Below are 26,398 nucleotides of genomic sequence, written 5' to 3'. Positions count from 1 at the left end.
ACTCTTCGTTCCAGCTACCATTCGCCGCGGGCTGGTGGTCGTGGTGACCACGGCGTCCCATTGCGAACCCTCCAGGGCTGATGAGGGACCGAGGGTAAAGTCCCAGGACGGCCCACACTTGAGACGGTCGTTCTCATCCAGCATTGCAGCGTTCTGACGCTCGTCCATCTGTGCAGGTCACAGCCATGGCGGAAGGCGGCAGAAGCTCTCACCCCCGCTCGGACCGGGCCGCTGGCTGTTGCCGTCGCTGGCCGCGTCGGTGGAGCGCTGCTGGTGATGCCCGAACCGATCAGCACTCCGCCCTGGTTTCGGCCGGATCGGTCTTAGAACTCCCAACGCAATGACTTCAGGCGTCGCCAACAGATGGGTGCGCGTCCAAGGATGAGGAAAGCTTCGTGGATGTCGTCGCGTATCTCCCAGCGGATCCGCAGGCGGCGGAACCAGTGCAGATGGGCGAACGCACGCTCCACGCCCCGGCGTTGGATGCCCAGGCCGGAACCGTGCTCGGTGCCGCGGCAGAGGGCTCAGGTGCCGGACCTGGGGGTGTGCCCTGGCTCGTCGACGATGCCCGTGGCTGTGAGGGCGACGGATTCGACAGTGGTGCCAGCCTTGCCCCAGGCACTGTCCTTGACGAGGACGGTGCGGGTGCCTAGGAAGCGCAGGCTGTTCTCATCGAAGATCCATTCCTGGCGTTCGCCGTCGTGGGTGCGGGCGACGGCCACGCCGTGGCGTCCTGCGGCGTCGACGGCGTCAGGAAGGGTCGTGACCCCGGGTATGCGGGCGGCAGCCCGGTAGAGGGCGGCGCTGGTGGCGGGCGGCGCCGCGGAGTGGCGCAGCATGTCGCCGATGGCCACGAACGCCCCCTGGTCAGCGCCGAGTGTGGAATCGGTGCCCGCTCCGTGGTTGAGGTCAGCCTCTTCATAGATCGCCTTCAGCAGAGCACTGGGGTCGGTGGGCAGGCTTGCCAGCAGCCGGTAGGTCGGTGTGCTCAGTGTGCCGGCGCCGGGGGCATCCAGCCACCAGTCGTCACTGGCCTGGCGCTTCAGGGTGCGGCCGCTGCCGTCCACGGATGTCCACTGTTCCATGACCTCGTCGGTCCGCTCAGTCACGCCGGTGTCTCCGTCCAGAGCAGTGGTGAAACCGGCGATCTTCACGTAGGTGTACTGGCTGTCGCGGACGTTGGTGCTGGGTTGCTCGGCCGCGGTGAGAGCGATGCGGTTCAGAAGCTGCACCGCTGCGGGCGATGCCGCAGGCCCGGCGGCCACGCTGCTCCCGGGGTCGGCGGTGGCCCGGATGCCGGTCAGCCGGGCGATGTTCTCCACTCCGTCGTGACCCACCGTGAGTGCCAGGGCGCAGGCAGCGGCGGTGGGCACCAGAACGAGCACGAGCCGCCTGCGGAAACGCCGGCGGGGCGCCGCGGCCAGTGTGTGGACGTCGATCTCGTTCATGAAGTGGTCCTTGAGCAGGCGACGGCGGTCGGGAGTCAGGCCGGGTCGGGCCGGGGCCGGCATCAGCCGGGCCAGTTCCTCGCGCTCGGCCCGTTCGTGCTGCTCGGGCTGGTGTCGGGAGGCGGCGTTCATCGGTTCCCCTCCTGGGATGACCGGGCCGCGGGAGTGCGGCCGCCTGGTATGTGTCCGGTGCCTGTTAGCGGTTCCACCGGATTCGGCCCGCTGTGCAGTTCGTCGTGGGCCAGCGTGCGAAGCCGCTTGCGGGCGCGGGACAGCCGGGACCGGACGGTGCCCACCGGGATTCCGAGCACCTCCGCCGCCTCTGCGTAACCCAGCCCAGACCATACGCAGAGGGTGAACACGTCACGGTCGGCCCGCCGGAGCTTGGCCAGCGCGCGTGCCGCCGCCTGAAGGTGGTCGGCGTCGGCGAGCCGCCCGACCACCTCGTCCGCGAAGTCGGGCACGCTGTGCCGTGGCGGAAGCCGTGACATCGCCGCTCGGTGCCGCCGGGCCGCCCGGGCGGTGTTGCGCAGCACGTTGGTCGCGATGCCCAGCAGCCACGCCCGGACGCTGACCACCTCGGCACGCATCTTCTCCCGCAGCCGCCAGGCCTCCAGGAAGGTCAGGGACACGACATCCTCAGCCACTGCCCAGTCTCCGGTCACCCGGATGGCATGCGCGTACACGATCCCCGAATGCTTTTCGAAGATCTCATCGAACGCCGCCCGGTTTCCGGACCGCACTCGTTCACTCAGCGGTGTCTCCACACAGCGAAGTGTCCGTAGCCTCCGTTCGGTTCCCTGTGACGCCCGACACGCCGCCGTGGGCCATCGCGAAGACGCGTTGGTTCGACTTGGCTGAGAGAATCCGGGAACGGGGTGGCGGAAGTCCCCGCGAGCCAACGGGACCCCCGTCCCGGGCGCCACCGTCTGCCGCACCCTCGCCGAGACCACCGACAGCGGCAACGACGACCTCCACAGTTGGCTCGTACCGCGAAGGTCCACCGCAGGTGGGCGGTGTCACACCAGGTGAGGCCTCTTGGGGCCGGGGCTGGAGTGCCGGTGCCACCGCAGCGTGCAGGAGCCCGGGTGCCCACAGGGTGGATGCCGCCCAGCAGGGAACTACCGTGGCAGGTCGCGGCGGGTGTGCCTTGGGACGACGTGCGGCACCGCCCATGCCGTGCTGACACGCCTCGGGCGGGACACGGGCGCGGGGATACAGACGGGTGCACCGGCGTGGCACACGCCGTCGCGCGTCACAAACCCCGCACCACGCGGGCCCTGCCCTGCGTGCGGAACCCGAGGGCGTGGCGGTAGATCTCCGGCACGCGGTAGCGCCCGTCGGAGTCCCTGGCCAGGGCGCCCCACTGCTCCAGGGCTTCCACGTCGTCGGCCGTCAGCTTCACGTCTGCCGCGTCGAAAGGCATCTTGACGGTGTCCGAGAAGGAAGACATGTGACGCAGGAGCTTTCCGAGGCGTGGGTTCTCCTCGTTGATCTCATCCACCTTCGCACGGCTACAGGAAGCCAGGGCACGGCGCATGGCTGACGGAGTCAGCACCCTATCCGGCCAGCGCGTGTCCCCGACGGACGCTCCAGCAGCCTCGCAGAGGAAGCGGACGACGTCGCGAGCCTGGATCTGTTCGTTGAAGTCCGCGAGGGCGGCGGGAACCCACCGCTCGGTCCATGCCTCGCGTGAGCCGGCGGTTCCGAGCTTCGCGCCCCACAGGGGAAGGAGCGCCTGAACGATTTCGTTGTAGCCCATGTCCGCGATCGGCAGGTTCGGCTCAGCCACCGCCTCGGCGTTCGTCGCCATCCACAGTGCGAGCCGAAGGGCGTCCTTGGTGTCCCAACGCAGCTCGTAGGGGGCGTAGCGGTCGAGGAACTGGCCGAGGTTCTGCCTGATCGCCGACCTGACGAGGTCCTGACGTACGAAGACGACGAGTCCGAGTGAGCGGTTGCGAAGCATGCGGAGCCAGGCCGGAACCTCGACCAGCAGTGTTCGCAGTGCGACACGCCTGGACTCCGTCTCCAGCGACTCCAGCCAGTCCTCCAGGCCATCGATGACGAAGAGGCAGGCCCCGGACAGGTCCGCGGTCCGCGCGAGGAGGAACTGCTCGGCTGGTTGTCCCTGTTGGGCGCCCGCTGACCAGGCCAGGCACTCCAGCCAGCGCTGTCGCCAGAACTCCGGGTCGTCGGCCCGGTCGTCCCGGAGGGCGGCGTTCAGACTGCGCCGGATCTCGTCCGCGGTGACGCCTGACCCACCTGCCGCAAGGTCTCTGAGCTTCTGCGGCGATGCCACGTCCGCATGCGGCTCCGAGATGTTGGCCGGGTCCAGGACGGGGACCACCGTCGCGGTCCGCTCGACGCTCTGCCCGTTCTTCTTGGCGAACGCTTCCCAGGACCCCTCGGCGCACATCCTGGCGAAGGTGAACGTCTTCCCCGCGCCCTTCGCTCCGACGACGACCGCCACCGGGAGGTCGGTGCTGTGGTCGGCGATCAGCCGACGCACCGGTTCGGTGGTGAGGAACCCCAGGCCGGAGTCCATGCCGCGTTGCTCGGCGAACACCAGTCGGCGCGCGGTGCCCTCCAGGGCTCGCCGACGGCCGTCCAGCGTGGCTGGTTCCTCGGGGCGTGTCGGGACCGCGGGTTTCACGTCCGGTGTGAACTCGGTGAGCAGTTCCGGCAATCCACAGCGCCGGGCGACCTCGACCACTGCGTCCCAGGCCGACGGAAGTGCCAGCAGTTCCTCACGGAACGGACTCAGCACGGGCACGGTCAGGACCTGTTCGTCCACCGTCAGGTCCTCCAGCACGTCCTCGTCGGCGGCTGTCCCGGCCAGGGCGATCGTGGACGCCAGTGCCGCCGAAAGCCCCCTGCGTGCGTCCTCGGCATGACCGTCGTGGACGTCGAGCCGGTACTGGGTGACGATGGCGCCTGGAGTGGGATCCGTTCCCACCAGCGCGGGGGACTGCGCACCCAACTGCCGGATCATGGTCTCGGTGCCCTGGAGGGACTGGCTGCTGATCGTCGTGACGAACACCCGCATGACCCGGGGGTCCAACAGGATCGGGGCTGCCAGCTCCGAAGCGCCGGCTCGGAGGTCCAGGACGACGCTGTCGGCCCCGGCCACGACCGCGAGGGCCGCCAGGGACTCGCTCAGGAAGTACGGCGAGCGGTCCTCCGTCAGCAGATCGGCCGGTCCGATTCGGGGTGGCCCGAGCCGCGTGCGGCGACTGGCTGGAAGCACAGTCACGCAACCTGTCCCTGGGTAGCGCGAGACCCGCTGGTTGGGCAGGTAGGCGGCGGCGATCTCCACCGCCGGGGTGGGATCACCCTGGGTGGAGGAGTGCAGGAGCGCCAGGAGGTCTTCGTACGCGATGTCGCAGCGGCCCCCCTGTGCCTGGTACATCCAGGTGATGCCGGGCGCCTCCAGGTCAGCGTCGACGAGCAGGACGTGTTGTCCCTGGGAGGCGAGGAGGTCGGCCAGCGCTACGGCGTGAAGCGTTCGTCCGACGCCGCCCTTGAAGGAATGGAAGGCGGTGAGTTGCCTGTCGCCAGCGAACCGTTCGCTGTGCGGGCGCGGAAGGGCCTCGCTCAGCGCCGAGGTGACGCGGCGTTCGCTGAGCTTCGGGCGTCGTGGGGCCGCCCCGGAGTCGGTTGACTCGATCGTGCGCACCGGAAGCGACGCCGGGACGTGCGCTGCCGGGCGGTCCAGTCGGAGTTCCAGACCCGTCTCACCCGTGGTGGCTGATCCCAGGCCGAACTGGCTGTCGAGCCACCCGCGGACCTCGTCACTCCCAGTCCCCGGGCGGACCTGGAGTTCCAGCCCGTCCCACCAGGCATCGACCTCGAGCAGCCACTGCGGCCACCGGCCAGCGACGGCTGCCTCCGCCAGTTGGGAATCGATATCGACCCAGGTGAAGAGCCTGCCAGCCATTGCGCTCAAGATCCCTTCTTGGCGTCGTTCACCAGTGCCTTCAAAGCTTCCACGGCCGCTTTCTGATCATCCGCGCGCAATCTTGCACCATAGCGCCATGCCTGGTGCAGTTCGTGGCTCTCGAGCCAGGTGCCGTCGGTGTGCCGACGGCACCGCAATGGGTCCGGCCCTGGGCCGGGGGCCTTGAGGTTCAGCGCCTTGGCCAGGCGGCGTAGATCGTGCGTCCGCAGGTCACTGGGTAACGCGGAGGTGTCCTGACGGTGCAGAACCCATCTCAACACCTCGGCCTTCAATCCACACTCGGCCGCATAAAAAAGCAGCAACCCGCAGACCGCGTCCTCCCCGGCCTGTTCCGCGGCCTCTCCCTGCTTGGCGAGCCGCTCGCGGCTCCTCCGTAACTCACCGACCCCCACGTCCACCATCGGACCAGACTACTTGCTGGAGAACAGGCTGACGGAAAACCTGCCTGGTCCCAGGTCCGGTCCGCCAGGAGCCGCGCCAGGGGACGTGCAGGCGCATGGCGCCAACAGCCTCCAAAAACGCCACGGGTTCTGACTCCCGTCCTCCCCGCCTCGACGTCCCCACAGCCGCGGAGATCATCCGGTGGTTGACATGCGGCCGACTCGGATCGCGACGGTGCGATTACCTGACGTTCTCGAAAGGTGGGACGTCTCATCACGTCTGCGGCTGTGGGCACCCAAGGTCGCCAATGGCGCTCAAGGGATCGAAGGCGCGTGGCGAACCCGCCCGGGAGACCTGAGAAACCGGTGATTGTCACTGGTTACGAGATGGCTGCTTCCTCATATCGGGGGAGTCCACGGTACTGGCCGCGTGCGGTAAGGAGGCAGATGCTGAATTCACGGAGGGCCGTCCCGGCCATCCACTCCGACGCTAGGGGAAAGGACACTCGCTGTGGAGACACCCGCACTCTCCCCTCCCTGGGCCATGCGGCTGGTCACTGACCGTCTGCCGCTCTCCCCGCCGCCGTACGCGAGGGTGGTGCTCGATCCGTCAACCCAGACGGCCTGCTACTTCGATGTGATCGGCCGGCCGGTCGAGATGGGCAGGCACGGAACGTCAAGGACGAAGGGCACCGCCTCGATGTCCGGCGGTGGCGACGGGCAGGGCCCACAGCCGCAGTCGCAGGACGACAACACCACCGACTACGAGACCGACTGACCGGTGGCTCCCCTCGTCCTGGTCGTCACCTCTTTGGAGGACATCACCGCCGACGCGGTCATCACCTCCCTGAATGAACGCGGGGTGCGCGTCGCCCGCGTCGATCCGGCCGACATCGGCCCCGAGCTGACCTTCGACGCCCGTATCGAGGCGGGGACGGGGGCGTGGAGGGGCCGGTTGCGGACGACCAGCCGCGAGGTGGAGTTGGAGGAGGTGGCGGCGGTGTACTACCGCCGCCCCACGCCGTACGCGGCGAGGTACGCCCACCTGCCCGCGCAGCAGCGGGACTTCGCGACGAACGAGGCCAGGCACGGGCTCGGCGGCGTCCTGAACAGCCTGCACGGTGTGGTCTACGTCAACCACCCCGCCGCGGTGGCCCGTGCGGACGTCAAGCCCACCCAGCTCCTGGCCGCCTCCCGGCTCGGGTTGGTCATCCCCCCGACCCTGGTGACCAACGACGCGGAGCAGGCGAGGAAGTTCGCCGCCGGGCACCAGCGGATCGTCTACAAGACGTTCCGCGGTCTTCCCCACGGTGACGGCGAACGCGCTGGTGCGATCTGGACGCAGCGCGTCGCCCCGGACACCTTCGACGACTCCTTGACGGTGACCGCCCACCTGTTCCAGACCGAGGTCCCGAAGACCGCCGATGTGCGGGTGACCGTGGTCGGCCGTCGGGTCTTCGCCCAGAGGATCGCCGCCCCCAACGGTGCGTTGGACTGGCGCCGCGGCGACTGGGACGAACTGGTCCACGCCCCCGTCACCGTGCCGGTGCTCGTCGTGCGGGCCCTGTTCGCCTACCTGGCGACGTTCGAGCTGGTCTTCGGCTGCTTCGACTTCGCCCTGACCGGCGACGGTGACGACCCACAGCAGTGGACCTTCCTGGAGTGCAACCCCAACGGCCAGTGGGGTTGGCTGCCAGACGCTGACGAGATCACCGAGGCGTTCGCCGACATCCTGAGCGGGAAGGAGGCGGTCGGCCGTGCCGACGCCCCACGACCTTGACGGCGATGCGGCCCCACTGCGCCGGGCCCTGGCCCGGGCCCTGGCCGCGGACGGCGTGTTCACCGACCCGGCCTGGCGGGCGGTGGTGGAGGAGGTGCCGCGGCACCGGTTCGTGCCCGGTTTCTACCTGCCCGCCGCGGAGCGCGACGAGGACGGGCTCACCGTCTGGGAGCCCGTCACCGCCGAGCTCGACGGCGAGCGGTGGCTGTCCGCCGCCCACTCCGACACGACCCTGATCACCCAGTTCGACGGCGAGGAACCCGACTGGGCGAAGCCCTCCGTCCGGCACGGCGGGGCGCCCACCTCCTCCTCGACCCTGCCGTCCCTGGTGGTGCGGACGTGGACGGACGCGGACGTCTCCGAGGGGCACACCCTGCTGGAGATCGGGACGGGGACCGGCTACTCCACCGCGCTGGCCTGCGAACGCCTCGGCGCGGACGCGGTCACGTCCGTCGAGGTCGATCCCCGTCGGCTCGCCCAGGCCGCTGCCGCCCTGTACGGCCTGGGCCACACTCCCACCCTCGCGGTCGCCGACGGGCTCTACGGGTACTGGCCCGAGGCGCCGGTTGACCGGATCGTCGCCGCCTGCTCCTTCCGTTCCGTGCCGCCCGCGCTGCCCGCCCAGACCAGGCCGGGGGGGAAGGTCCTGCTCCCCCTCAGCGGCTGGCTCTACGGGTACGCCCGCGTCCTGCTCACCGTCGCGGCCGACGGCAGCGCCGAGGGGCCGCTGCTCCCCGGCACGGTGTCCTTCATGGCGGCGCGCACCCACGCGGCTCCGGCGTTCGGCAACCCCGCCCACTGGGCGGCTGACCTGCCCCGTGCCGCGCGGCCTGCCAGGCACGGTCCCGAGCGGATCACGGCAGCCACCGAGGAGGCCTTCCACCTGAGGTTCCTCGCCCAGTGCGCGGCGCCGACGGCCCAACTCACCACCGACGGGAAGGCCACGCACCTGATCGACGTCGTCACCGGCTCCGCCTGCACCCTCGTTCCCGAGGGGGAGGGCTGGTGGGTGCGCGAGGCCGGGCCGGTGAGGCTGTGGGAGCGCGTCGAGGACGTACTGGGCGCCTACGACGCGGCGGGCCAGCCGGGGCCGGAGCAGTTCCGCCTGCACGTGCGCGGCGGCGAGCAGGTACTGAGGCACCCCCGGATGCCGGATCTGCCGCTGGCTCCGGCCACACCCTGAAGGGCGGGGAGCGGGAGAGGGGAGAGGCCCGGCTCACCACCGTGGGGCGGGCCGCGGTCACGGCGTCGGGCGACGGCCCCGACGTCCGGCGGGCGGTGTGCCCGGCTACGCCCCCGTGCCGCCCGTCGTCTCCCCGACCAGCAGGGTGCAGGGTTGGAGGTGGAGGCCCGGTTCCACGTCGTCGTCGGCGACCTGCCGTGCGGCGGCGGCGCCGAGGTCGGCCAGGTTCGGGTTGATGGTCGTCAGGTGCCGTGGACCGTGGAGGGCCAGGCGGGTCTCCCAGTCGTCGACGCCGATCAGGGCGACGTCGTCGGGGACCCGCCGCCCGAGCTCCCGCAGGGCGCGTTCGACGCCGAGGGCGATGTGGTCGTTCCCGCAGAAGACCGCGTCGAAGTCCACGTCGGAGGCGACGAGTTGGCGGGCCGCGGCGGCGCCCCAGACCTGCGTCCAGTCCTTGACGAGCTCGGCGCACGGCGTCAGGCCGGCGTCCGCGAGCGCCGCCCGCAGGCCCCGCAGCCGGCCGGCGGCGGCCACGTCCTCCGGGGAGCAGGTGATGTGCGCGATGCGGGTCCTGCCGACGGACAGCAGGTGCTCGGCGGCGAGACGGCCGGCCATCTCGCTGTCCGGGACGAACGAGGCGTCGCGGTCACTCTCGCTGATCCCGAAGGCGTAGGCGACGGGGACGGTGAACCGGCTGGTGACCGACCGCACGGTGCCCCGCAACCCGTCCCCGAGGACCAGCAGCCCGTCCACCGGGCGGGCACGGAGCTTGCGGACGCTGTCGTCCAGGACGTCCGGGTCGAAGTGGGTGTCGTACAGCAGGCACGCCTGTTCCCTGCTCCCGAGGTAGGTGGCCGCTCCGACGAGCACGGGTTCGGCGAACACGCCCCTGGCGTTCTGGGCGAGGAAGCCGATGGTGCGGCTGCGGCCCTGTGCGAACGACTGGGCCTGGGTGTTGGGCCGGAAGTCCAACCGGCGGGCGGCCTCCTCGATGCGGGCGCGCGTCGCCGCGGAGATGCGGCTGTTCCCGCTGAGCGCCCGGGAGGCCGTGGAGATGGAGACGCCGGCAACGGACGCGACATCACTGAGCGTGACTGATCTCCTGGGCGGCATGGGCCCAGTGTAGGTGGGGCGTGGAATCGGTGAATCTGGAAAACGCTTTCCCGACCTATTGACGCCGTGGATCGGCCAGATCCACGATGGTGTGCAACCGCTTGCACAACGGGGCCGTTGGTGGCGGCCCCCGGTGTGACATGACGGCCCGGAGGTCCCGGGCCGCGTCCCTCCCCTCCCCAAGGAGTCCTGGCAATGCGACACAGACACAGATCCCGTTGGCGACTCTCGGGGGCGGCGGTGACGCTCGCCGTGCTCAGCACGGTGCTGACGGTCGGCCAGGTCCAGGTGTCGGCCGCAGATTCGGACGCGCCGGCCGCCGTGGCCACGGACGACGTCCGGGTGAAGGTGACCACCCGGGGCAACGTCTTCGACCCGGGACAGGACGCGGTGTTCGGCGTGCTCAGCGCCCGTGACACCGAGGTGCCCTGGACGGTCCGCGACTACCGGGGCAGGACGGTCCAGCAGGGCACCGCGGCCATCGACGCCACCACCCGCGAGGGGCGGATCGACGCGGGCCGACTGCCGCTCGGCTACTACACCGTGACCCTGCGGGGCACCGACGCGGCCGGCACCACCGTGGAGCGGACCGCGGGCTTCGCGGTGATGCGCCCGGGGCCCGACCCCCGGGACACCGCCGAGTCGATGTTCGGCGTCAACCACCACTACCGGTCCACGCCCGGCGCCGAGTGGGACGACTCCACGGCCATCGCCGCCAGGGCGGGCATCAACGCCGCCCGGGTCGACGTGACCTACTGGAACACCATCGAGAAGCCCAAGGGCACCTACCAGTTCCCCGAGACCACCGAGCACGTCACCGACAACCTCGTGGAACGCGGCCAGGACGGCCTCTACTTGCTGGGCTTCGGCAACTCCGACTACGGCGGCGTGCCCAGCACCGACGCCGCGAACGAGGGGTTCCGCAGGTACTCGGCCGCGGTGGCCGCGCACTACGCCGACCGGATTCCGGCGTTCGAGGTCTGGAACGAGTACTACGGCGGCTTCTCCAGCGGCGTGTGCTCACAGAGCGCCAAGTGCTACGCCAGGACGCTCGCGGCCGCGTACGACGGCGTGAAGTCGGTGGCGCCGGGGGCCACGGTGGTCGGGGCGTCCTCGTTCAAGGTGCCGCTCGACTGGTTCGAGGAGCTGTTCCAGCTCGGCGGCCTCGAGCACATGGACGCGCTGTCGATCCACCCCTACCGCGCGCCCGGGGCCCCCGAGGGCGTCGGTCTGGACATCGCGGGCCTGAAGGAGCTGATGCGGAAGTACAACGACGGCAGGGAGATCCCGATCTGGATCACCGAGCAGGGGTGGACCTCCGCCACCCGGGAGGGCATCGGCGTCAGCGAACAGGTCCAGGCGGAGTCCACGTCCCGGGCGCTGCTGGAGGCCAAGGCCGCCGGGGTCGCCAAGTACTACTGGTACGACCTGGTCAACGACGGTGACAAGCCGGCCAACGGCGAGCACAACTTCGGTCTGCTGCGCCGCGGCAACCCGGCGGCCACCGCGATGAACCCCAAGCCTGCCTACCTGGCGTACGCCACGGTGGCGCGCGAGCTGACCACCGCGGAGTTCGACCGGAGGCTCCCCACCGGCGACGAGGCGGTCCACGCCTACCGGTTCCGGGACGAGGACGGGCCGACCACCACCGTGCTGTGGAGCAGCGACCGGCGCGAGGACAAGCCGGTGCGGGTGCGCAGTGACGGGCCGGTCGAGGTGGTGGACATGCTGGGTGCGGAACGGGTGCTGGAGCCCGTGGACGGCTGGGTGTACCTGACGCTCACCGGTGAGCCGGTGTTCCTGCACGCCGCGGTGGGGTCGGTGCGGGAGTCGCCGTTGGTGTCGATCTCCGCCCCGGAGGTGTCCGCGGCCGGTGAGGACGTCCCGGTGACCGTCACGGTGGACAACCGCGGTCAGTCGGCGGGGGCGGCCCGCACGGCGGTGTTCGAGATCGAGGGGCACCGGGCCACGGTGTCGGCCCAGCCCGGTCACCGGGCGGGTGCGGTGCTGCGCGTTCCCGCGGGTGACGTGCCGGGCACCCGTGGTCTTTCTGCCGACGTCACCATCGACGGCAGGTCCGCCGGCGTCGCGGCGACCGACACCCAGGTGGGCCGGGAGCCGGTCGTCGTCGATGTTTCGCCGGACATGTCCGTGGTGGGGCGGGTTCGGACCGACCGGTTGAAGGTGACCGTCAGCAACCGGTCGGCGGAGGAGTCCGCCGAGGTGCGGGGCATTGACTGGTCCTTCGGCTCCGTGACCGGGACGATCGAGGGCGGGGGGACGGTTCCGCCGCTGGGCTCGCGGTCGTTCTACGCCGAGGTCGGGGGCCAGTCCCCGTTCGCCGTCAGGCCGGTGAGCGTGACCGCGTCGCTGGCCGACGGGGCGACCCTCACCGACAGCGACTCGTTCGGGTTCAGCCCGATCATGCGGGCCACCCCGCAGCTCGACGACGAGGGGCAGCTCACCGGTCTGACCAACGTTCCGAAGATCGACATGTCGCAGGTCGGCACCTACAGCGGGATCACCGCGGACGAGGCCGACGCCGACCTGTGGGCGACCTGGGACGAGCAGAACCTGTACGTCTCCGCCGTGGTCCGGGAGAAGGACTACCGCCCGGCGAAGAAGCTCAACTGGCTGCCCGCCGGGGAGAGCATCGGCATCGGTGTCCAGCCGGGGAAGCCGGGGGAGGGCCTCGGTGCCTGGGGAGCTGAGTGGTACATGCTCTACGCCGGTGAGTCGCTGGAGGGCTCGGGGATCTACGCCGAGTCGCTGCCGAGGGACTACCCGGTGGGCGCGGTGGAGGGCGCCGAGGTCGATGTGGCCCGGGACGACGTCGCCGGGACCACGACCTACCGGGTCGCCGTGCCCTGGGAGCGGATCGCGCCGCTGTCGCCCGACGACGCGTCGTTCTCCCTGACGCTCACGGTCAACAAGAAGCACCCGGTGGAGCGGGACAACTACCGCCAGTTGGGCATCGACGGCTGGCAGACCTGGGGCGACGGTCTCAACAACTGGAAGCTGGTGCGCTACCAGCAGGTCGAGTTGCAACGCTGAACCAGGCGCGGCCGGTGGTCACCCGTCACCGGTGGCCACCGGCCGCTCCCGTTGCCGCTCGGGCCCTTCACACACACGCACACGTCGCGAGACAAGGCGGCACCGATGACCAGACCCGTGCACTCCTCCCTTCCCATCCCCGCCCGCCCCGACTCCCATGGCTCCAGCCGTTCCGGCCGCCACCGCGCCCGGCCGGTGTTCCTCCTCGGCCTGGTGCTCGTCCTGGTCGCGGTGCTCTCCACGTCGGTGGGCTCCGCGCGGAGGGCCTCGGCCGCCACCTTCTCCCTGTCCGTCACCTCTCCCAGCCTGGTCTTCCACCAGGGGTCTGGCGGTGTCGTCCTCGGCTCGTCGGCCGCTTCGGTCTCCTGGAGGATCGCGGACGAGAAGGACGCCACCGTCCGCACCGGGACGAGCTGGATGTCCCAGGGGAAGGCGACCATCAACGTCGCGGACCTCGGCCCCGGCTACTACCAGCTCTCCCTGCACGCCGGCTCCTCCACCGACCCCACGGACCTGAGGACCTCGTTCGCGGTCATCGAACCGGTGCCCGGCAGCCTGGTCAACGCGTCCTCCCCGTTCGGCGCCGCGGTCCACATCGGGCGCACCGGCTGGGGGCTGAACGTGCTGGACGAGGCGAAGAAGGTGGGCATCGCGCACGTCCGGGAGGACGCGTGGTGGAACCAGTTCGAGACGGCCCCCGGCGTCTACACCTTCCCCGCCGCGTTCACGGCCAAGATCGACCGCATCCAGTCCCTGGGGCTGACCCCGTTGATCATCGCCAACGGGGCGAACCCGCTGTACGACAACGGCCGCACCCCGAGCAGCCCGGAGGGCATCGCCGCGTTCGGGCGGTTCGCCGCGGCCCTGCTGGACCACTACGGCGAGGACAACGTGGAGGTCCTCAACGAGTACAACGGGGGCACCTTCAACACCAGCGTCTGCGGGACGAGCGCCGCCTGCTACCTGGAGGTGCTCAAGGGCGTCCACCAGGCGGTGAAGGCGTCGAACCCGAACGCGAAGGTGGTGGCCCCGGCCACCATCGGCATCGGGAACTGCGTCAAGGCCGACGGCACCAAGTGCTTCGCCCCCGACCTGATCGACCGGGGTGGCCTGAACCACCTCGACGCGTACAGCGTCCACCCCTACCACTACCCGGGCGGACCGGAGTGGATGGGTGGTTCCGGGGACACCATCGCCGGTCTGCGGCAGCGGATTCGGGACGCCAACGGCGGCCAGGACAAGCCCATCGTCCTGTCCGAGATGGGCTGGCCGACGGACACCGGGCACGGCACCACGGAGCTGCAACAGGCCGACAACCTGGTCCGGCTCTACGCGGTGGGCCTGGCCAACGGGGTGACCAGGGTGTACTGGTACGACCTGGTCAACGACGGCACCGACCCGGCCAACAAGGAGCACAACTTCGGCATGCTGCGGCAGCCGGTGGTGGCGACGGCCGAGAACCCGGTCTCGGTGACGGCCAACGCCCCCAAGCCCGCACTGGTCGCGCAGGCCGTGACCGCGCGCATGATCGCCGGCAGGACCTATGCCGGCTCCGACGCGGTGGTCGCCCCGGCGCGCTCGGCGAGGTTCGCCAACGGCACCGGCACCACCAGGGTGCTGTGGGCGACCTCCGCCAAGGACGTCGTGGTCAGGGCGACCGGGCCGGTGACGCTCACCGACTCCTACGGCCGCCGTACGGTACGCGAGCCGACCGATGGTCAGTTCACCCTCTCGCTGGGGGTCTCACCGGTCTTCGCCGAGGGCCCGGTGACCTCCGTCGTGGGCTGACACCGGCGGACTGACCGAGGAGGAGGGAGCGTCACACCGGTGCGAGGACGCGTTCCCCCGCGCCCCGACCCGCCCGGGGGTCGGGGCGCACGTTCGGCACCGGGTACCGGCCGTTCGCCCGCCCGGGGTGCCGCGCGGACGGATGGGGTAATGGCTGAAAATCTCCGTAAACATTTCCAAACAAATTCATTGTTGATTCGATTGTCTATTCGACTGTGACCGTCGTCACATAGCCCTTTTCTAGACACGTGGCGCACACCCCGTTTCGATAGGGTTCCCACGGGGGAATGGCCAGCGATCCCGGTGTCCCATAAGGACAGAACCGGGATTTTTCGTTGGCGGTGGCGCTGAACGGGAGGTACGGGCGTGTTAGGGATTCTGGCGTGTGAAGGAGGAGGATTCCGGCATCGCCGCCGGACGCCCGAGCCGGCGTCCGGTCGCCCTGACGGCTGTGCGGCGACATCATGCTGAGCGAGTTGCTCCCGCCACGGGGCCCGGTGCGCACGCTCGCCGGCATCACCCTGGTGCACACCCTCGGCCAGGGCCTGTGGATGGCCCTCAACGCCATCTACGCCACGACCGTCCTGCACCTGTCGCCGCGTGAGTTCGGCATCGGGGTCGGCGTGGCCGCCGGCGTCGCCCTCGCGGTGAGCACCCCGACCGGCCACCTGGCCGACCGCGTCGGCCCACGAGCCGTGCAGATCTGGTCCTTCATCGCCCTGGGCCCCCTGACCGCGGCCCTGCTCGCCGTCGACGGCTTCGGCAGCTACGTCCTCGTGGTGAGCGTGCAGGCGATCGCCTACAGCGCCAGCCGCAGCGCCCGCATGGCCATGATCGCCGGCATGGTCCCCGCGGACCAGAGGGTCTCCGCCCGCGCCTACCTGCGGGCCACGAGCAACGTCAGCGTCTCGGTCGGCGCCGCGCTCGCCGGCATGCTGCTCGCCGTGGACTCCGTCGGGGCGTACAAGCTGGCCGTCGCCTTCAACGCCTCGACCTACCTGCTCACCGGCCTGCTCTCGCTGCTGCTCCCCGCCGTCAAGCCGCAGCCGGCCCGCCCAGGACCCGCGCTGATCGTGCTGCGGGACCGGCCCTACCTGACCTTCGTCGTGCTGGACGGGCTGCTGTCCATGCACAACCTGCTGCTCGACGTCGTCCTGCCGCTGTGGGTCCTGCACCACACCGACGCACCGCGCTGGATGATCGCTGCGATCCTGCTCACCAACACCATCGCCGTGGTCCTCCTCCAGGTCAGGATGTCCCGTGGCACCGAGGAGCCACCGGGTGCGGCCCGGGCGTCGCGGACCGGGTCGCTCTGCCTCGGGGTCGCCTGCGTGGTCTTCGCGCTCAGCGGCGGCGCCTCCTCCTCCGTGCTCGCCTGCGCCCTGCTCCTCCTCGGGGCCCTGGCCCACGTGCTGGGCGAGATCCGGCAGTCCGCGGGGAGCTGGGGCATGTCGTTCGGGCTGGCCCCGGAGGACGCCCAGGGGCAGTACCAGGGCACGTACGCCATGGGCACCGACATGGGCAAGATGATCGCCCCCGCCCTGCTGACCTGGCTCGCCATCGAGCACGGGACCGTCGGCTGGATGGTCATGGCGGTCGGCTTCGCCCTCGTCGGCGCCAGCATGCCGCTCCTGGTGGGCTGGGCCCAACGCGGCAGGAGGCCGGAGCCTGATCCTGTCGCGGTGTGAACGGGTGGCCGTGCGGTCCGTGGCGGGACCGGGAGTGGTCCCGGGGCGCGGTCCGGCCGGGCTGTCGGAATTACGGCATCCACTTCCTTGGTCGGATATCCGCATCGAAATTCGCTGGAGTGAACCCCATTTCGGTCGGCGAAGCGGCCCATGGGCCGGGCGTAACGTCCTGGCGGCAAATACTCTGAATCGTCACGGAAATCGCGGCCAGTTTTTGCCAGAAGTATGTTCGGCATCCGTGCGCAACGGACGCCCGGAAACCCGGCACGGCAAGCGCGGAGAACTCGACGAGGGGGGATCATGACAGTGGGCGACATCGCCGCCTCAGGCGCCACGGGACCCGGAGGTGCGACACCGGCCCTCCAACTGCCCGTCAGGGACGACGGGGGCGGCGGCGTGACGACGCGCGGCGCGTTCTCCTGGTCCGGTGACGGCCTGGCGGCGGTGATGGAGTACGCCGAGGCCAACGGGCTCGACGGGGCCGACCTGTGCCACGCCGCGTTCACCGTGCTGATCCACCGCTACAGCGGTCAGGACGACCTGGTGCTGGCCAGGGCCGGCGGCCCCGGCGGCGCGCCGCCGCACCAGCCGGTGGCCGTGCGCTCGCGCACCCCGGACGACACGGCACTGCCCCCGCTCGCGTCCGCCCTCGGCGCCCAGTACCGGGAGGCGGCCCGCGGCGCGGCCCCGGACACCCCCGCCGACCTCGGCACCGGGCTGCGCGTGGGCTGCGTCGAACACGACGGCACCGGGTCCGCGACCCCCGACGGCTTCGCGCTGCTGCTCGCGGTCGAACGCACCGCGGACGACATGCGGCTGACCCTGCACCACGACGGCCACCTGTTCACCGGCGAGCTCATCGCCCGGATGGCCGCCAACCTCGACGCCCTCCTGGCCGACGCCGCCCGCCGCCCCGGCGCGCCCGTGGGCGACCTCACCGCCGTGTCCGAGGCGGAGCGGCGCCACCTGCTGACCGAGGTCAACGACACCGCCCGCCCGTACGCCCGGGACACCCCGCTGCACGCCCTCGTCGAGGCCCAGGCCGCCCGCACCCCGGACGCCCCCGCCGTCGAGTGGCGGGGCACCGTCCTGACCTACCGGGAACTCGACGAGCAGGCCAACCGGTTGGCGAGGGTCCTGGCGGCGCGCGGCGCCACCCCGGGATCACGCGTCGGCCTGTCGCTGCCCCGCACCCACCGCACGGTCGTCACCCTGCTCGCCGTCCACAAGGCGGGCTGCGCGTACGTCCCGCTCGACCCCGCCTACCCCGCGGACCGGCTCGGCGCCATCGCCGCCACCGCCGACATGTCCGTCGTCATCCACGACGGCCAGGACCCGCCCGGCTGGCTCGACGACCCGACCACGGCCGCGCTGGGGCAGGCCGAGCTGTGGGAGAAGGCGGCCACCGAGTACGGCGGGGCCCTGGACGTCACCGTCGATCCGACGGCCGCCACCCACCTCATCTACACCTCCGGCTCCACCGGGCAACCCAAGGGCGTGGTGATCAGCCACCGCAACGTGGCGGCCCTCCTCGCCTGGGCCGAGGACACCTACCAGCCCGAGGACCTGGCCCGGGTCCTGTTCTCCACCTCCCTCAACTTCGACCTGTCGGTGTACGAGCTGTGGGCGCCGCTCACCCGCGGTGGCCGCGTGGTCGTCGTGGACAACGTGCTGGCGCTCACCGAGGACGACGCGCTGCGGCCGACCCTGGTCAACACCGTGCCGAGCGCGCTCAACGTCCTGCTGGAGCGTTCCGCGGTGCCCGCCACCACCCGGGTGCTGAACGTGGCCGGTGAGCCCCTGTCCAAGGAACTGGTGAACGCCGCCTTCGACGGCACGGGCGTCGAACGGCTCTACAACCTGTACGGGCCCTCCGAGGACACCACGTACTCGACGTGGAAGTGCTTCACCGGTCCCACGGACACCGCCCCGACCATCGGCACGCCGATCCACAACACCGTCGCGTACCTGCTCGACGACCACGGGCGGCTGGTGCCGAGGGGCGCCGTCGGCGAGCTCCACCTGGGCGGCGACGGCCTCGCCCACGGGTACATCAACGACCCCGAACGCACCGCCGCCGCGTTCGTGCCCGCCCCCGACCACCTCGCCGCGGTGCCCGGGGGCCGGCTCTACCGCACCGGCGACCTCGCCCAGTGGACCGAGGACGGCGAACTGCGGTTCCTGGGCCGCAAGGACACCCAGGTGAAGGTGCGCGGGTTCCGGATCGAGCTCGGCGAGATCGAGTCGGTGCTGCGCGAGGTCGTGGGCCTGCGGGACGTCGCCGCCCTCGCGGTGCGCGTCGGCGGCGACACCCGGCTGGTCTGCCACGTTGGCCTGGACGGCGCCCCCGTCACCGTCGAGGCGATGAGCGACCACCTGCGGGCCAAACTGCCGCACTACATGCAGCCCGCCAAGATCCTCGTGGCGGACCGGCTGCCCCGCCTGCCCAACGGCAAGGTCGATCGCAGGACGCTCGCCGCCAGGGACGTCGACTGGGGCCTCGACGCCTCGGTCCTCACCGGCGACGACCCCGACGAGGTCGCCGTCGCCGGTGTCTGGGCACAGCTCCTCGGCCTCCCGCGGATCGCGTCCGACCTGGACTTCTTCTCCGTCGGCGGGCACTCCCTGCTGGCCAACCTGCTGGCCGCCCGACTCTCGGACACCGCGGGGCGGGCCGTGCGCGTCGCCGAGATCTACGAGCACCGCACCCTCGCCGCCCAGGCGGCCCTGCTGCGCCGCAAGCGCGAGCAGGCACCCGACGTCCGGGCCGGTACCGGTGCCGCCGGGCGGCGGCGCGCGGTCGCCGAGACGCTGCACGAGTCCGCCCGCGGCCACGGCGTCCCCGGCGCCGGCGCGGCGGTGTTCCTCGACGACACCCTCGAGTTCACCTACCACGGCGTCGCCGACACCGGGACCGGTGCCGCCTACGGGCCGCTGACCCGGCAGCGCGTCACCTGCATCACCAAGCCCATGCTGGCCTTCGTCGCGCTGCGCCTCGTCGACCGGGGGCTGGTCGGACTCGACCAGCCGCTGGGGGAGCTGCTGCCGCGGGCGTTCCGGCGCCGGGACGGCGGCACCGCCCGGGTGACCCTGCGCCACCTGCTGTCGCACACCAGCGGGGTGGACGACTCCTACGAGGTGTGGCATGACACCGACCTGCCCGATCTCGACGCCTACATCGACACGCTCGGCGAGTACGGCCAGCTCTTCGAACCCGGCGAGGTCTTCGCGTACTCGGCGGTCGGCACCTCCATCGTCGCCGCACTGATCGAGAAGCTGCTCGGCGTGCCGTGGCGCCAGGCGGTCAACGACCTGATGCTCACCCCGCTGGGCATCGAGAGGGTCCCGGACACCATCGTCGAGGGCGGGCACTACCGGGGCGCGGTCTCCGTCGGCTACCTGTGGAACGAGCCGTCGAAGAGCTACGTGCGGCACGACCCACCGAGGCAGACCATCGCGGACGACGCCGCCGGCTCGTTCTCCGTCTGCCTCACCCTGGAGGAACTGGCGAAGATCGCCCTGCTGGCGCTCAACGACGGTGTCGCGCCCGGCGGTGAGCGGCTGCTGTCCGAGGAACTGGCCAGGCAGATGCGCACCCCGCAGATCCCCGTCCCCGGCCACCACTTCATGCACGCCTGGGGCCTGGGCTGGCTGATGTTCGGACCGACCGCCTTCGGGTTCAACTCCAACGGCAGCGGACACCACAACTTCATCCAGATCTTCCCCGAGCAGCGGTCCTTCCTGTTGCTCCTCGCCAACGCCTACCCGGCCTTCGGCCTCTACGAGGACCTGCTGCGGGCCCTCACCGACCACCGGCTGATCCGTACCGGGCTGCCCTTCGAGATGGCGCTCGAGGACTGCGTGGGCCTCTACTCCTCCGACGGCTACCGGCTGAACGTGCTGCGGGGCGCGGAACACCTGAGGTACGAGTACTCCGAGCGCCAGCGGGACGGGCAGTGGCTGAGGCTGGACGAGGGCGACCTGGTGCTGTCCGGGGCGGGCGGGTTCAGCTCGATGTCGAAGAAGAACATCCTCGCCGGCTCCATCTCCTTCATCCCCTCACCGGGCACCAACGTGCCCGGGTTCGTCAGGATCGGCCAGCGGTTCGCGAGGAGGGAGTCATGACCCAACCACGGGAACCGGAGCGGTCGCGGAACAGCCCCAAGCACGTGGTGTTCGTGACCTGGAAGGCGGGCAACGCCCCCGCGTTCGAGGCCGCCAAACGCCTCGGCCACCGGGTGACGCTGATCCGCTCGCTACAGATGGAGAAGTCCCAGAACATCGACTTCGACGCCTCGCCCTACGGGCCGTTCGTCGACCAGGTGCACGTGCTGGAGGACGCCACCGAACTCGACGCCCTGCGCGCCCGGGTGCTCGACGTCCACCGGGAGTGCCCCGTCGACGGCTTCGTGGCCACCGTGGACGCGCTGGTGGAGCCGGTCTCGAAGATCGCCGAGGAGATCGGGGTGCCGTTCACCCGGGCCCGCGGCGCCGAGGCGGCCAAACAGAAGGACCGCTGTCGGGAGATCCTCGCGGCGGCGGGCGTGGACAGCACCCGCCACGCGGTGGTCAGCGGGCTCCCCGAGGCCCTGGAGTTCGCCCGGGGCACCGGGTACCCCGTGGTCGTCAAGCCGGCCCGGGGATCGGGCAGCGAGGGAGCCCACGTGGTCGCCGACGAACAGCGGCTGCGCGAGGTCGTCGAACAGGCCACGGGCAACGACTCGTACCGGGCGGGCATCCTCCTCGAGGAGTACCTCAGCGGCCGGTTCGTCTCCGCGGAACTCGGGCTCTCGCACGGCCGTTTCCTGCGCCTCGCGGTCAGCGAACGCACCACCTGGCACCGGCACGAGGCGCTGGAGACCGGCACCACCATCCCCGCCGTGATCAGCGCCGAGGACCACGACCGGGTGATGGCGTTCGCCGAGGCCGCGGTCAGCGCGCTCGACCTGGGCCTCGGCATCTTCCACGTCGAGGTGATGATCGGGGACGACGGCAGGCCCCGTCTGATCGAGCTCAACCCGCGGATCATGGGCTCCTGCCTGCCCAACCTGTTCAGGCTGGCCGGGGGCGGTGACATCTTCGAACTCCTCGTCCGGGTCCACCTGGACGAGGAGATCGACTGGGGGACCACCGCGTTCACCCACTACGCCACCGTCCGCTGGTTCGGCGCCGCGGAGCGCACGCCCAAGCCGGACCGGGTGCCCGACCTCGGCTGGGCCACCGCCGAGTACGGCGAGAGCCTGCACTCGCTGACCGTCCGCTTCCCCGAGGGCGACGTGCTGCACCCCTGCCGGGGCAACCTCGGCAACTTCGGCGAGGTGCAGGTCGTGCACGCCGACCACGCCACGTCGATACGGATCGCGGAGGAGATCGTCGGCCGCACGGCCGACCAACTCGGTATCGAGGTGACCAGGTGACGGCCACGACCACCGGCTACGACCGGACCCGGGAGCAACTCGCCAGGCTGGGGCTGCCGGGCGGGGACCCACGGGCCACCCCGGGCTCCCCCGGGACCTTCCCCGACGGCTGCCACTTCCGCATCGAGGTGCCGACCGTCAACTCGGCCGGGGCCGCGCGGACGCTGCTCACCGAGAGCCGCCACCGCGGCTTCACCATCAACCGCATCACCGAGACCCGCGGCATGCACCGGCACACCGCCCGGGAGATCGGCGAGTATGTGGCGCTCGGCGAGGAGCACGGCACCCAGATCCTGATGTCCGTCGGCCCCCGCGCCGGGTACGACATCGGCGCCAGCGTGCAGACCCCGGAGGGCTCCCGGATCGGGTACCGGCTGCGGGGCCAGGAACAGGTCGTGCACGCCGTCGAGGACGTCAAACGCGGCATCGAGCTCGGCGTGCGGGGGTTCGTGGTCTACGACGAGGGCCTGCTGTGGGTCCTCGGCCGGCTGCGCCGCGCCGGTGACCTGCCCCCCGACATCCACCTGAAGGTCTCCGCGCACTGCGGGCAGGGCAACCCGGCGTCCGCGCAGCTACTCGAGACGCTCGGCGCGAACAGCTTCAACCCGGTGCGGGACCTGACCCTGCCGATGATCGCGGCGCTGCGCCAGGCGGTGGCGATCCCCCTGGACTGCCACGTGGACAACCCCAAGAGCTCCGGCGGGTTCATCCGCACCTACGAGGCGCCCGACATCGTCCGGGTCGCCGCTCCCGTCTACCTCAAGACGGGGAACAGCGCCCTGGAGGGGCACGGGGTCAGCCCCACCCAGGGCCAACTGGACGACATCCTGCGGCAGGTCGAGATCGTCACCGAGTTCCTCGACCGGCACCACCCCGCCGCCCGGCAGAGCCCCGCCGGGAAGGACCCCGGCGCGGAGGGGCCCACCGGCGGCGCTCCCGCGACGGTCGCCACCAGCAGCCCGAAGGAGGGGTGAGCCATGTGCCGGATCTACGGCTGCTTCGGCGGCGGGACGGTCGGCCGCGAGGTGCTGGACGCCGTCGCCGGCGCCATGCTGGAGGGCGGCCCCGACGAGCAGACCTGCCGCGTCGGTGACGGCTGGGCGGTCGGCACCAACCGACTCGCCATCCAGGGCATCGCGCACGGCCACCAGCCGTTCGAACGGGACGGGCTGACCTGCGCGTTCAACGGCGAGATCTACAACCACCGGCTGCTGCGCGCCGAACTCGCCGCGAAGGGCTACTCCTTCGAGGGCGACTGCGACGGCGACGTGCTGCTGCCGCTGTACGAGCTGTACGGCGACGCGTTCGTCTCCCGCCTGGAGGGGATGTTCGCGATCGCCGTCGTGGACCGCCGCGACGAGCCGTGCCTGAAGCTCTTCACCGACCACGCCGGGATGAAGTCGCTCTACTACCACCTCTCCGCCGACGGCCGCCGTCTGAGCTTCGCCTCGGAGCTGCGGGCCCTGTCCCGTTTCCCCGACTTCCCCGACGAGATCGACCCGCTGGCCGTGGACCGCTACCTCGGTGGCAGGGCCGTGTGGGGGCCGTCCACCGTCTACGCCCGGGTCAGGACCCTGGAACCCGGCTCCGCGCTGCGCTTCGCCGGCGGCCGGCTGTCCGTCACCCGCACCCCGCCGGAACCGGACCCCGACTGGCGGGACGGCGAGCTGACCGTCGCCGGCGCCGCCGCGGAGCTCGACGAGCTGCTGCGCCAGGAGCTGACCCGCATGCTCGACGCGGACGTACCGGTCTGCGTCATCACCAGTGGCGGCCTCGACTCCAGCTACACCACGGCGCTCGCCGCCCACCTGGTGTCCGACGTCGCCTCGTTCAACATCGCCTACCGCGGGGACTGGCCGGCCGACGAACGGCACTTCGCCGAGGAGGTGGCCCGGCACTGCGGCACCCGGCACCACCAGGTGCTGCTGGAGCCGGCCGACTTCCCCGGCATCATCGACCGGTTCGTCCGCCACCTGGACCAGCCCAACAACGCCCCGCACAGCCTCAGCACGTTCGCGCTGTTCGAGGCCGTGCACGACGCCGGGTTCAAGGTGGCCCTGACCGGCGACGGGGCCGACGAACTGTTCTGCGGGTACGCCCGCTTCGTGAAGGCCGCCCGGGACACGAGCACCACCTGGCACCGCGCCTACCAGGACACCATGGCCGCCGTGGCCACCCCGGCCCTCGACCGGCTCTACACCCCGGACTACCTGGCGCGGGTCAGCGAGGCCGGCGGTCGGTTCGCGGACCGCAGCGGGGACGACCTCGACCGGCGGGTCCGCGGCGCCGAGCACGACAAGCTCGAGACGCTGCTCCGCTACGACCAGTTCGAACGGTTCCCCTACTACATCCTGCGCCGGGTGGACCACCTGAGCATGGCCCACTCGGTGGAGGCGCGCATCCCCTTCCTCCAGCCGTCCGTGATGCGCCTGGCCCACGCGCTGCCCGCCCACGTCAAGGTGTCGGGCGACACCGTGAAGGCGCCGGTCGCCGAGGCCGCCAGGCGCTGGGTGCCGGCGAGCGTGGTCAACCGGCCCAAGCAGCCGTTCACGCTGCCGATCACGGCGATGATCAAGCCGGGGGAGGCGCTCCACGACATGATCGGCGACCTCCTCCTCGGGCCAGGCGCCCGCTGCCACGACTACGTCCGGCGGGACACCGTCAACGACCTGTTCCGCACCCAGACCCAGGGCCCGGAAGCCCACGCGGCGCAGACCCTCTGGTCGCTGCTGGTGCTGGAGACCTGGCTGCTGGCCCGCGAACCCAAGCCCTGACCACCGCAACCGGAAACACCACGGGAAAGAGCCACAGATGTTCGACACCACGCCCGAACCCCAGCCCGCCGTCGCCTCCCTGTTGGCCAACGTGACCAGGGACGACATACGCCGGGACCCGTTCCCGCACGTCGTCGTCCGCAACGCGCTGCCGCAGGAGCTGTACGAGGCGCTGGCGAAGTCCATGCCGACCGCGGAGTACATCAGCGAGCGGATCGGCAAGCCGATCACCTCGAACGAGCGCTACAACTACATGTCCGAGATGATCCTCGGCGACCCCACCATGGCGCAGGTCTGGAAGGACTTCGTCACCTACCACGCCTCGCCCGCGTTCTACGAGGAGTTCCTCGACCTGTTCCAGGAGGACCTGCTCGCCAACCTGCCCACCGCGGAGGACCAGGTCGGGCCGCTGCGCGAGCTGCGCGTGGGCCGCCGCAACCGGGACACCTTCGAGACCCACGACATCCTGTTGGACTGCACCGCCGTCATCAACTCCGCGGTCACCGGGAAGCCCTCGGCCTACCGGGGCCCGCACGTGGACAAGCCGTACAAGCTGTACGGCGGCCTGTTCTACATGCGGCTGCCCGAGGACGACGCCGTCGGCGGCGACCTGGTGCTGTACAAGTACCGGACCGAGGCGCACAAGTTCTACACCAGTGCCTCCGAGTACGGCGACAACCGCTTCGACATCGACCCGAGTTACGTCGAGGAGGTCACCACCATCCCGTACCAGAGCAACACCCTGGTGATGTACCCGATCAACCGCCTGGCCCTGCACGGCGTGTCGGTGCGCAGCCTCACCGAGCACCAGCGGCGCTTCGTCGCCCTCGTCGGCGACCTCCAGCACCACCTCTTCGACCTCGCGCTCTGAGGGGGACACCCGTGATCCCCTTCGACCAGCGCACCGGGAAGATCTGGTACGACGGCGGCCTCGTGGACTGGGCCGACGCCAAACTCCACGTGCTCAGCCACGGACTGCACTACGCCTCCAGCATCTTCGAGGGCGTCCGCGTCTACGGCGGCGAGCCGTTCATGCTGACCGAGCACATCTCGCGGCTGCGCGGCTCGGCGCGCGTCCTCGACTTCGACCTCGAGTACGCCGACGAGACCCTGCACGCCGCGACCCTTCAGGTGGTGGCCGAGGCCGGCATCACCGAGGGCTACATCCGCGTGAACGCCTGGCGCGGATCGGAGATCATCCAGACCGCGGCGCTCCACACGTCCGTCCACACCTCGGTGGCGGCCTGGGAACTGCCGGCGGGCTACTACGCCGCCGCGGACGCCCTCGACAAGGGGATCTCCCTGGTCATCGGCCGCTACCGCCGCCCCGCACCGCAGTACGCACCGGTCAAGAGCAAGGCGGCCGGCAACTACATGATCGGCACGGTCAGCAAGAACGAGGCACTGCGCGCGGGGTACGACGACGCGCTGCTGCTCGACGACAACGGCAACTTCGTCGAGGTCACCGGTGCGCACCTGTTCTTCACCAGGAACGGTGTGCTGCACACCCCGACGACCCGGTGCACCATCGACGGCATCACCCGGGCCTGTGTCCTGGCCATCGCCGAGCGGGAGGGCATCGAGTGCGTCGTGGGCGACCTGGCGCCCTCGTTCGCCGGTGAGGCGGACGGCGCGTTCGTCTGCGGCACCGCCTGCGAGATCCTGCCCGTGGCCCGGATCGAGGAGCACCACTACGATCTCGGCGGCAACGAGGTCATCCAGAAGCTGATCAGTGGCTACCGCGACCTGACGGCGGGTCGCAGCGACGTGGAGGTTCCCAACGTGTGGGCCTCCTAGCGCCCCGGTGGTCCGGCG

At 70.9% G+C, this 26,398-nt stretch carries 17 protein-coding genes and 1 pseudogene; 12 read left to right on the top strand and 6 right to left on the bottom strand.

The window, feature by feature from the left end; translation table 11 throughout:
• Window positions 1-323: 323 nt before the first annotated feature.
• The 5 genes and pseudogenes from A3IG_RS35440 to A3IG_RS0122925 all read right to left on the bottom strand — a co-directional run.
• Window positions 324-515: pseudogene (locus A3IG_RS35440) on the bottom strand (IS5/IS1182 family transposase); the annotation flags it as partial.
• Window positions 516-524: 9 nt separating this feature from the next.
• Window positions 525-1,580, bottom strand: a complete 1,056-nt coding sequence (locus A3IG_RS0122940; RefSeq protein ID WP_018385938.1) for a CU044_5270 family protein — start codon at window positions 1,578-1,580, stop codon at window positions 525-527.
• Entirely contained in the window at window positions 1,577-2,215 is a 639-nt protein-coding gene (locus tag A3IG_RS30935) for an RNA polymerase sigma factor (RefSeq protein WP_040912124.1), read from the bottom strand. Before A3IG_RS30935 ends, A3IG_RS0122940 begins: the two co-directional genes overlap by 4 nt.
• Window positions 2,216-2,703: 488 nt before the next feature.
• Window positions 2,704-5,385, bottom strand: coding sequence for a KGGVGR-motif variant AAA ATPase (locus A3IG_RS0122930; RefSeq protein ID WP_018385936.1), 2,682 nt, complete (start codon window positions 5,383-5,385; stop codon window positions 2,704-2,706).
• Window positions 5,386-5,390: 5 nt separating this feature from the next.
• Window positions 5,391-5,807, bottom strand: a complete 417-nt coding sequence (locus A3IG_RS0122925) for a hypothetical protein (RefSeq protein WP_018385935.1) — start codon at window positions 5,805-5,807, stop codon at window positions 5,391-5,393.
• 523 nt (window positions 5,808-6,330) lie between these two features.
• On the opposite strand from A3IG_RS0122925, the gene A3IG_RS0122920 reads away from it, so the two are divergent.
• Genes A3IG_RS0122920 through tgmC form a run of 3 tightly spaced genes read left to right on the top strand, consistent with a single transcriptional unit; the run spans window position 6,331 to window position 8,749 of the window.
• Entirely contained in the window at window positions 6,331-6,564 is a 234-nt protein-coding gene (locus A3IG_RS0122920; protein ID WP_018385934.1) for a putative ATP-grasp-modified RiPP, read from the top strand.
• Between the two features lie 3 nt (window positions 6,565-6,567).
• Complete coding sequence (gene tgmB, locus A3IG_RS0122915; RefSeq protein WP_018385933.1) at window positions 6,568-7,566, top strand: ATP-grasp ribosomal peptide maturase; 999 nt, start codon at window positions 6,568-6,570, stop codon at window positions 7,564-7,566.
• Window positions 7,544-8,749 carry an ATP-grasp peptide maturase system methyltransferase gene (tgmC, locus tag A3IG_RS0122910; protein WP_018385932.1) on the top strand — a complete coding sequence of 402 codons (1,206 nt, stop codon included), beginning with the start codon at window positions 7,544-7,546 and terminating at the stop codon, window positions 8,747-8,749. The genes tgmB and tgmC overlap by 23 nt, the downstream gene beginning before the upstream one ends.
• Before the next feature lie 105 nt (window positions 8,750-8,854).
• Here the strand turns inward: tgmC and A3IG_RS0122905 are convergent, their stop codons facing one another.
• Window positions 8,855-9,862 carry a LacI family DNA-binding transcriptional regulator gene (locus A3IG_RS0122905; protein ID WP_026220574.1) on the bottom strand — a complete coding sequence of 336 codons (1,008 nt, stop codon included), beginning with the start codon at window positions 9,860-9,862 and terminating at the stop codon, window positions 8,855-8,857.
• A 195-nt stretch (window positions 9,863-10,057) separates the two neighbouring features.
• Here A3IG_RS0122905 and A3IG_RS0122900 point away from each other — a divergent pair, with 195 nt between their 5' ends.
• The 9 genes from A3IG_RS0122900 (at window position 10,058) to A3IG_RS0122860 (ending at window position 26,380) form a co-directional block, all read left to right on the top strand.
• A complete protein-coding gene (locus A3IG_RS0122900; protein WP_157862277.1) occupies window positions 10,058-12,916 on the top strand; it encodes a glycosyl hydrolase in 2,859 nt (952 codons plus the stop codon).
• A 105-nt stretch (window positions 12,917-13,021) separates the two neighbouring features.
• Window positions 13,022-14,704: a glycoside hydrolase 5 family protein gene (locus A3IG_RS0122895; protein WP_157862276.1), complete on the top strand. Its 1,683-nt coding sequence runs from the start codon at window positions 13,022-13,024 to the stop codon at window positions 14,702-14,704.
• A 464-nt stretch (window positions 14,705-15,168) separates the two neighbouring features.
• Entirely contained in the window at window positions 15,169-16,392 is a 1,224-nt protein-coding gene (locus A3IG_RS0122890) for an MFS transporter (RefSeq protein WP_018385927.1), read from the top strand.
• A gap of 300 nt (window positions 16,393-16,692) precedes the next feature.
• Window positions 16,693-20,517: a non-ribosomal peptide synthetase gene (locus tag A3IG_RS0122885; RefSeq protein WP_026220573.1), complete on the top strand. Its 3,825-nt coding sequence runs from the start codon at window positions 16,693-16,695 to the stop codon at window positions 20,515-20,517.
• A complete protein-coding gene (locus A3IG_RS0122880; RefSeq protein WP_018385926.1) occupies window positions 20,514-21,809 on the top strand; it encodes an ATP-grasp domain-containing protein in 1,296 nt (431 codons plus the stop codon). Before A3IG_RS0122885 ends, A3IG_RS0122880 begins: the two co-directional genes overlap by 4 nt.
• On the top strand, window positions 21,806-22,783 hold the full coding sequence (locus A3IG_RS0122875) for a hypothetical protein (RefSeq protein WP_018385925.1): 978 nt from the start codon (window positions 21,806-21,808) through the stop codon (window positions 22,781-22,783). The genes A3IG_RS0122880 and A3IG_RS0122875 overlap by 4 nt, the downstream gene beginning before the upstream one ends.
• A gap of 3 nt (window positions 22,784-22,786) precedes the next feature.
• Entirely contained in the window at window positions 22,787-24,583 is a 1,797-nt protein-coding gene (gene asnB, locus A3IG_RS0122870) for an asparagine synthase (glutamine-hydrolyzing) (protein WP_018385924.1), read from the top strand.
• 37 nt (window positions 24,584-24,620) lie between these two features.
• The gene (locus tag A3IG_RS0122865; RefSeq protein WP_018385923.1) at window positions 24,621-25,454 is read left to right on the top strand and encodes a hypothetical protein; all 834 of its coding nucleotides are present in this window, start codon (window positions 24,621-24,623) and stop codon (window positions 25,452-25,454) included.
• A gap of 11 nt (window positions 25,455-25,465) precedes the next feature.
• A complete protein-coding gene (locus A3IG_RS0122860; RefSeq protein WP_018385922.1) occupies window positions 25,466-26,380 on the top strand; it encodes an aminotransferase class IV in 915 nt (304 codons plus the stop codon).
• The last annotated feature ends 18 nt before the right edge of the window (window positions 26,381-26,398 follow it).

Origin of the sequence: Wenjunlia vitaminophila DSM 41686 (genome assembly GCF_000380165.1) — a bacterium.
GTDB lineage: Bacteria > Actinomycetota > Actinomycetes > Streptomycetales > Streptomycetaceae > Wenjunlia > Wenjunlia vitaminophila.
The sequence above is the reverse complement of the archived record's forward strand: the minus strand, read 5'-3'. Positions and strand labels throughout refer to the sequence as shown.

Coding starts and splice junctions, on each gene's coding strand:
- A3IG_RS0122940 (WP_018385938.1), bottom strand. CDS start 1,580: ATGAACGCCGCCTCCCGACACCAGCCCGAGCAGCACGAACGGGCCGAG.
- A3IG_RS0122930 (WP_018385936.1), bottom strand. CDS start 5,385: ATGGCTGGCAGGCTCTTCACCTGGGTCGATATCGATTCCCAACTGGCG.
- A3IG_RS0122925 (WP_018385935.1), bottom strand. CDS start 5,807: ATGGTGGACGTGGGGGTCGGTGAGTTACGGAGGAGCCGCGAGCGGCTC.
- A3IG_RS0122920 (WP_018385934.1), top strand. CDS start 6,331: ATGCGGCTGGTCACTGACCGTCTGCCGCTCTCCCCGCCGCCGTACGCG.
- A3IG_RS0122905 (WP_026220574.1), bottom strand. CDS start 9,862: ATGCCGCCCAGGAGATCAGTCACGCTCAGTGATGTCGCGTCCGTTGCC.
- A3IG_RS0122900 (WP_157862277.1), top strand. CDS start 10,058: ATGCGACACAGACACAGATCCCGTTGGCGACTCTCGGGGGCGGCGGTG.
- A3IG_RS0122895 (WP_157862276.1), top strand. CDS start 13,022: ATGACCAGACCCGTGCACTCCTCCCTTCCCATCCCCGCCCGCCCCGAC.
- A3IG_RS0122890 (WP_018385927.1), top strand. CDS start 15,169: ATGCTGAGCGAGTTGCTCCCGCCACGGGGCCCGGTGCGCACGCTCGCC.
- A3IG_RS0122885 (WP_026220573.1), top strand. CDS start 16,693: ATGACAGTGGGCGACATCGCCGCCTCAGGCGCCACGGGACCCGGAGGT.
- A3IG_RS0122880 (WP_018385926.1), top strand. CDS start 20,514: ATGACCCAACCACGGGAACCGGAGCGGTCGCGGAACAGCCCCAAGCAC.
- asnB (WP_018385924.1), top strand. CDS start 22,787: ATGTGCCGGATCTACGGCTGCTTCGGCGGCGGGACGGTCGGCCGCGAG.
- A3IG_RS0122865 (WP_018385923.1), top strand. CDS start 24,621: ATGTTCGACACCACGCCCGAACCCCAGCCCGCCGTCGCCTCCCTGTTG.